Source organism: Clostridium psychrophilum (genome assembly GCF_018861705.1).
Taxonomy (GTDB): Bacteria; Bacillota; Clostridia; order Clostridiales; family Clostridiaceae; genus Clostridium_AD; species Clostridium_AD psychrophilum.
This window is the reverse complement of record NZ_JAHLEC010000158.1, coordinates 1-5,402: the sequence shown is the minus strand read 5'-3', so window position 1 is coordinate 5,402 and position 5,402 is coordinate 1. Positions and strand designations below refer to the sequence as shown.

Sequence of the window (5,402 nt, the reverse complement as noted above, 5' to 3'; positions counted from 1 at the left end):
AAACGATTCTTTCTGTAAATAGCTTCACCGGTATCTGCAAGGTACATTTCAACTGGTTTGCCTTGTATCATTTGAGTTGTAGTACCGCGCTGTATTTCATTAAGAATAGTGTTTATTGGACGTTTAAGTTCCTTAGCTACTTTATATGGTGAAAAGCCATCTTTAAGACGAATTTCAATCATAACGCGTTCTTCCAAGTTTAAGTGTTTATTTTTACGTGATTGTGTGTTATTATTTGGGTATTCCATAGTGATTATCCTCCTGTATGTTTTTGTTTTAGACGATTAAAGCATAACACAGAATAATCCACTATGGATTTTTTATTGGTTCAACTTCATTTTACAACAGGTCTAAATAATAATAATAATACAAATGACGTAAAAGATGACTTCCACTACATTTATTATATTAGAATATTATGTCTTATATTTCACCTTAATTATAGAGTTTTCTCGCATCCTGTATGTTTAATCAAATAAATAAAAGAATAGATATCCCAATGACATTTGATAAAAAATGTGAAATAGTGCAGGAGTAAATATTCTTAGTCTTTTGATAAATTATGCCGTAAAAAATACTATCTATAAAAATAAAAAACAAGTCATAAATAATAACTGAAATGGAGCCAGTCGAAAAATGTCCTATGGCAAAAAATAATGAAGTAATGATAATAGCCCAAATTGATTTTGTAATATTGCAAAGCTTAGTCTGGAAAAAACCTCTAAATGCTATTTCCTCACCAAATGCTAAAATTAACAATTGAGGTATCATTAAAAACAATTTATCAAATGATAACATCGGTTTTGTGCGTTCTAAAACATGCAAATAGAACTCTGGTAGAACAAGTTTAGACAAACTAATCGATACAATATCCAAAACAACAGGGATCAAAATTAACCACCAATATTTTTTTATATCAAATAAAATGTTTTTTGGAATAAAACCGATATCTCCCATTTTCCTTTTGTTTTCAATAAATATATACAATATTGAAAACAAAATAGTTAATCCGGCAACACTGGTCAAACCTATACTTGTTAAGCATAGAAATCCAAAAATTGCAATTGGAATATAAGTTTTCAATAAGTCATTTCTATTTATCATTCAAACACTCCTTTTCACATTATTTATAATCTTACTTCAAAATCTTCTACGAGTTCAGCATAAATATTTAGTTAATTATATCATTTTTCCAATAGAATACATAAAAGAAAATAAAATGTATTTTAGAAATATGATACAACAAATCCCGTTGAAACAGATCTTAACGACATTATTAGATATTAACATAGTTGCAATCCTAATAATTATGGTTACTAGTACATACTTAATATACCAAACGCACATATCCATAAAATATAAATGATAAAACAATTTTATTCAAAATATCCATATTACGGTATAATTATAATATCGAAAGTACATATGTAATACGAAAGGGAAAAATAAACTTGAATATAGGGAAAACGATTTTAAATACCCTACGTGAATATTTGAACAAAAGGGTTTTAAGATTAATAAAAGATGATAATAACAAAGATATGGATAAGACAAGAAATTTTGAAAAGATTAGAAAGTTTTTTAATATGAGTCCCAAAACTGACTATGCATTAGATGATCAAACATGGGATGATTTAGATATGAATAAGATATACGAAAAATCAGATAGGACCTATAGCAGTTCCGGAGAATCAGCACTATATTCAATGTTAAGAAATCCACTAATGGAGGAAGAGAAGGTAAAAGAAAGAGGACGTTTAATTAAGTTATTTAATGAAAATAGTAATTTAAGGGAGAGTCTTGCGTGCATTTTCTTTAATTTAAACAACGATTTTAAAAATGGTTTTTTAAATATGCTTGAGACTGATCTTACAATAAATAAAACAAAATATTATATTTATACTTTTATGGGTAAAATAATACCATTAATAATAATTATTCTTTCAATATTTGTAAATGTAAAATTTATGATAGCACTTTTCGTCCTCAGTTATATTGATATTAATATAAATTCTAGAGAAGTAAGCATTATTAAGACTAATGGTATTCTTTATTTAAGAAAAAACATTGTGGCAGCTAAAAAGATTATAAGTATAGATAATAAAGATATTATTTATTATCGGGATAAAATAGCTTCTTTGCTTAAATCCATAAAGAGCATAGATAGAGGCACAAGATTAATTGCGTTTATAAACATGTGGGCTGGATTGTTTGAACCTCTTTCCGTGCTTTTCCTTCTAGAAGAAACTGCTTATTATTCTATATCTGATAAAATAAAAGAGGAAAAGCAAGTTTTGCTTGAGCTTTATTATATTGTGAGAGAATTAGAAGCACTAATTTCTATTTCAGGTTATGAACATTGTTTAATGTATCCGTGTGTAAAGCCTGTGTTTACAAAAGAGATTTCTTTAAATATAGTGAATGGAATACATCCTCTTATAAAGAATGCCGTTGGGAACTCAATTAACATAGAAAAGGGAGGTATTGTACTTACGGGAACAAATATGTCTGGGAAGTCCACTTTTTTAAGAATGCTAGGTGTGAATATAATTTTTGCCCAAAGCTTCTATTTTGTTTTAGCTAAAGAATACAAAGCACCTTTCTTTAATATAGTTTCATCCATTAGCCCATCAGACGATTTAACAAAAGGAAAAAGTTTCTTTATGTCAGAGGTAGAATCAATTCTTCGAATAATTAGAGCTCTAGAAAAAGATGTGCCAGCATTTTGCCCAATAGATGAGATATTTAGGGGTACAAACCCAATAGAGAGAATTTCTATGTCAGCAGGAATATTAAAATATATAAATAATGGGAAAAGTATTTCTATTGTGACTACTCATGATAAAGACCTAGTTGATATTTTAAAAGAAAATTATGTGTTTTATTACTTTAGTGAAAAAGTTGATACTAAAAATGGATTAAGCTTTGACTACAAAATAAAAAAAGGTATTTCTCAAACAAGGAATGCCATTAAACTTTTAGAGTACATGCACTATCCAAAAGAAATAACAGATGATGCATATAAAAGAGCTGAAATAATTGAAAAACTATTATAGTTTGGAATATATATTATAAAGCTACACTCCTTTAACATATATTTAGATTTAAAAAATGTAAGGTTTGGAGCTTAGAAACCTATATTAGATATAGCCCATATTTGCAATAATTCCATAAAAGAAGAAGGTATCTATGTTTTTAATACCCCTATAAGGAGGTTTTTCTATGCCTAAAACAATGATTATAGGATTACTTGTTCTAAGTGTACTTATATATTTAATAAACTCAAAACATACACCCATCATTGTAAAAAATAATATAAAATCATTTTTAATACAAACAATTTTTAGTTTTGTAGCCTTTATGATTGCATGGTCTATACATGGTGTTATATATCAATATAACAGTTCAATTATTATTTATAACACACCTGGATTTCCTAACTATGCTGGCTTATACAAAACTTACAATCCTTACTATTCTGAATGCATTATTAGGACTATATTTATAATTTTATATATTGTATTTGGTATGTCATTAACTAAAGATAAATCTAAAATTAAAAATTTTATATCTGTTTTTATATGTTATTTAGTACTTATCATAATAAATCAAGTAGTATCTCCACAATATTTTGAAAATTTATATGTTTGGATACCACATATATTTATTAGTTATTCTACACATGTTACGCTTCAAAGAATGACACCACTAATATATCATACTGTTTTTTATGTTATTTTATTTATACCTACTTTATTTATATGGTTAGGTCTTGAAGTAAAAAATTTATGTAAATAAAAAAGTAATTCAACCGATAATATATATATATACTTATACATATTATCGGTTAATTTTTTTTTGTAAATGGGTAATGGCTTTCTATGTTTATATTATTAAGCGAACGGATATCATTTATAAAAATCACGTGTTGAATTTATCCTAATATTAAATGATTTAAATACCTATTGACGATAAAAATACAATGTAATTATAAATAATCTTAAAAAAGGGGTAAATAATGATACATAAACTGGCAGACTTTTTAAGACTAATTAGTGAATCTAATGATAAAAAAACATCTTTGAAAAATGAGAACAAATTCTTTTCTGTAATTGCATCAATTTCAATGTTAATTGCGTCAGTAGCAAGTTTTTCAACACGCTATTATATTCTTAATGAAAATATTAAAACTGTTTCAGCCTCAACTTAGCTGTATTTCTAATGAAATAGCAGGATTGTAAGCATTAATAAGAATAGAATTTTTACTTTTCCTGATCATCATATTTATAAGAGGACTTAATTTTATTCATGATTCTTTTATAGAGTTAAATTCACATATTTTTCACATAAATATTTGATACTAATATCACAATTACTTGTTATTATGAATATATAGTAATTAATAATTTTTTTTTAATTAGAGTCCCCCTTTAATTAAATATAAAAATAATACAATAGCCCATACAGTAGACCTAATAAAATTGTCTACTGTATGGGCTATTGCAAATTTTTTGCTATCAAATAACTATGGTGTTTTCCAAATAAAAAATCAAAGCTTAAAGATTTACTGCTTTGAAGTTGCACCAGTTAAATCTGCTACATTTCCTTTTGTAAAGAATCCATCAAACCCATTATATCTGTAGATGTACTCATTTACTAAAAATGTATTTTTTGATGGGCAAGTAAAGGTTTGTTTTAAACCTTCCTCGGTCGAACCTATTAATTCTATCAAAAAGTCCATTTCATTCTTCTTTAGCATTTCAAATGTATATTCAATATGTTCTGTATTGAAAGCAAGATGGTGCACTCTTGAACCGTAATATTGCACAAATTTTTCAGTAGGACCAGATTCTTCATCAGATACATAAGGCTTAATTCCAGATGTAAATACCATAGCAAAATGACCATCTATAACTCTTGCCACTGACGTAATAGAATTCATAGATTTCACATATATTGCAAAATCAAAATTGTAATTAGTTAACTCCATAAGTTCGAGTATTGCTGCATCTCTGTCCTTTGCTAATATTCTTGTAGCTGCATGGTCAAGATCCTTAATGTTATTAACATATTTGTCTGAAGGTTTTTTAAAATCTAAGCTTAACAGAGTAAATCCTTTATCTGAGTAATTTCCTACTGTGTTTTTCCATTCTATTAATCCATAAGAAAATCCTGTAAAACTAGATGGTATAGTTTGAATATAGTAATAGTTATCAGTTTCAACTATGTTATTAGTTAAAAACCTAACTCCTCTAGATTTCTGGATTTCATAATATTTTTTAACATCACTACATTTGTAAGCGTCAAATATTACCCACATTCCCATGTTTTTAAATTTATGAGATAATAATCTCAATGCAAGGAGGTTATTATTATGGCAAGAACAAAAGTCAACTTCATGT

At 26.9% G+C, this 5,402-nt stretch carries 5 protein-coding genes and 1 pseudogene; 3 read left to right on the top strand and 3 right to left on the bottom strand.

Annotated elements, in window-relative coordinates; genetic code table 11:
* Together KPL38_RS18000 and KPL38_RS17995 are read right to left on the bottom strand one after the other, a co-directional pair.
* Positions 1-248: helix-turn-helix domain-containing protein (locus KPL38_RS18000; protein ID WP_216290513.1), on the bottom strand; the 248-nt coding region annotated here is incomplete at its 3' end.
* A 223-nt stretch (positions 249-471) separates the two neighbouring features.
* On the bottom strand, positions 472-1,104 hold the full coding sequence (locus KPL38_RS17995) for a CPBP family intramembrane glutamic endopeptidase (RefSeq protein ID WP_216290512.1): 633 nt from the start codon (positions 1,102-1,104) through the stop codon (positions 472-474).
* A gap of 389 nt (positions 1,105-1,493) precedes the next feature.
* On the opposite strand from KPL38_RS17995, the gene KPL38_RS17990 reads away from it, so the two are divergent.
* The 3 genes from KPL38_RS17990 to KPL38_RS17980 all read left to right on the top strand — a co-directional run bounded on the left by KPL38_RS17990 (position 1,494) and on the right by KPL38_RS17980 (position 4,210).
* Positions 1,494-3,056, top strand: coding sequence for a MutS-related protein (locus KPL38_RS17990; RefSeq protein WP_376769046.1), 1,563 nt, complete (start codon positions 1,494-1,496; stop codon positions 3,054-3,056).
* Between the two features lie 166 nt (positions 3,057-3,222).
* Complete coding sequence (locus KPL38_RS17985) at positions 3,223-3,798, top strand: hypothetical protein (RefSeq protein ID WP_216290515.1); 576 nt, start codon at positions 3,223-3,225, stop codon at positions 3,796-3,798.
* A 220-nt stretch (positions 3,799-4,018) separates the two neighbouring features.
* A complete protein-coding gene (locus KPL38_RS17980; protein WP_216290511.1) occupies positions 4,019-4,210 on the top strand; it encodes a hypothetical protein in 192 nt (63 codons plus the stop codon).
* A gap of 354 nt (positions 4,211-4,564) precedes the next feature.
* On the opposite strand, the pseudogene KPL38_RS17975 reads toward KPL38_RS17980, so the two are convergent.
* A pseudogene (locus KPL38_RS17975) lies at positions 4,565-5,402 on the bottom strand (hypothetical protein); the annotation flags it as partial.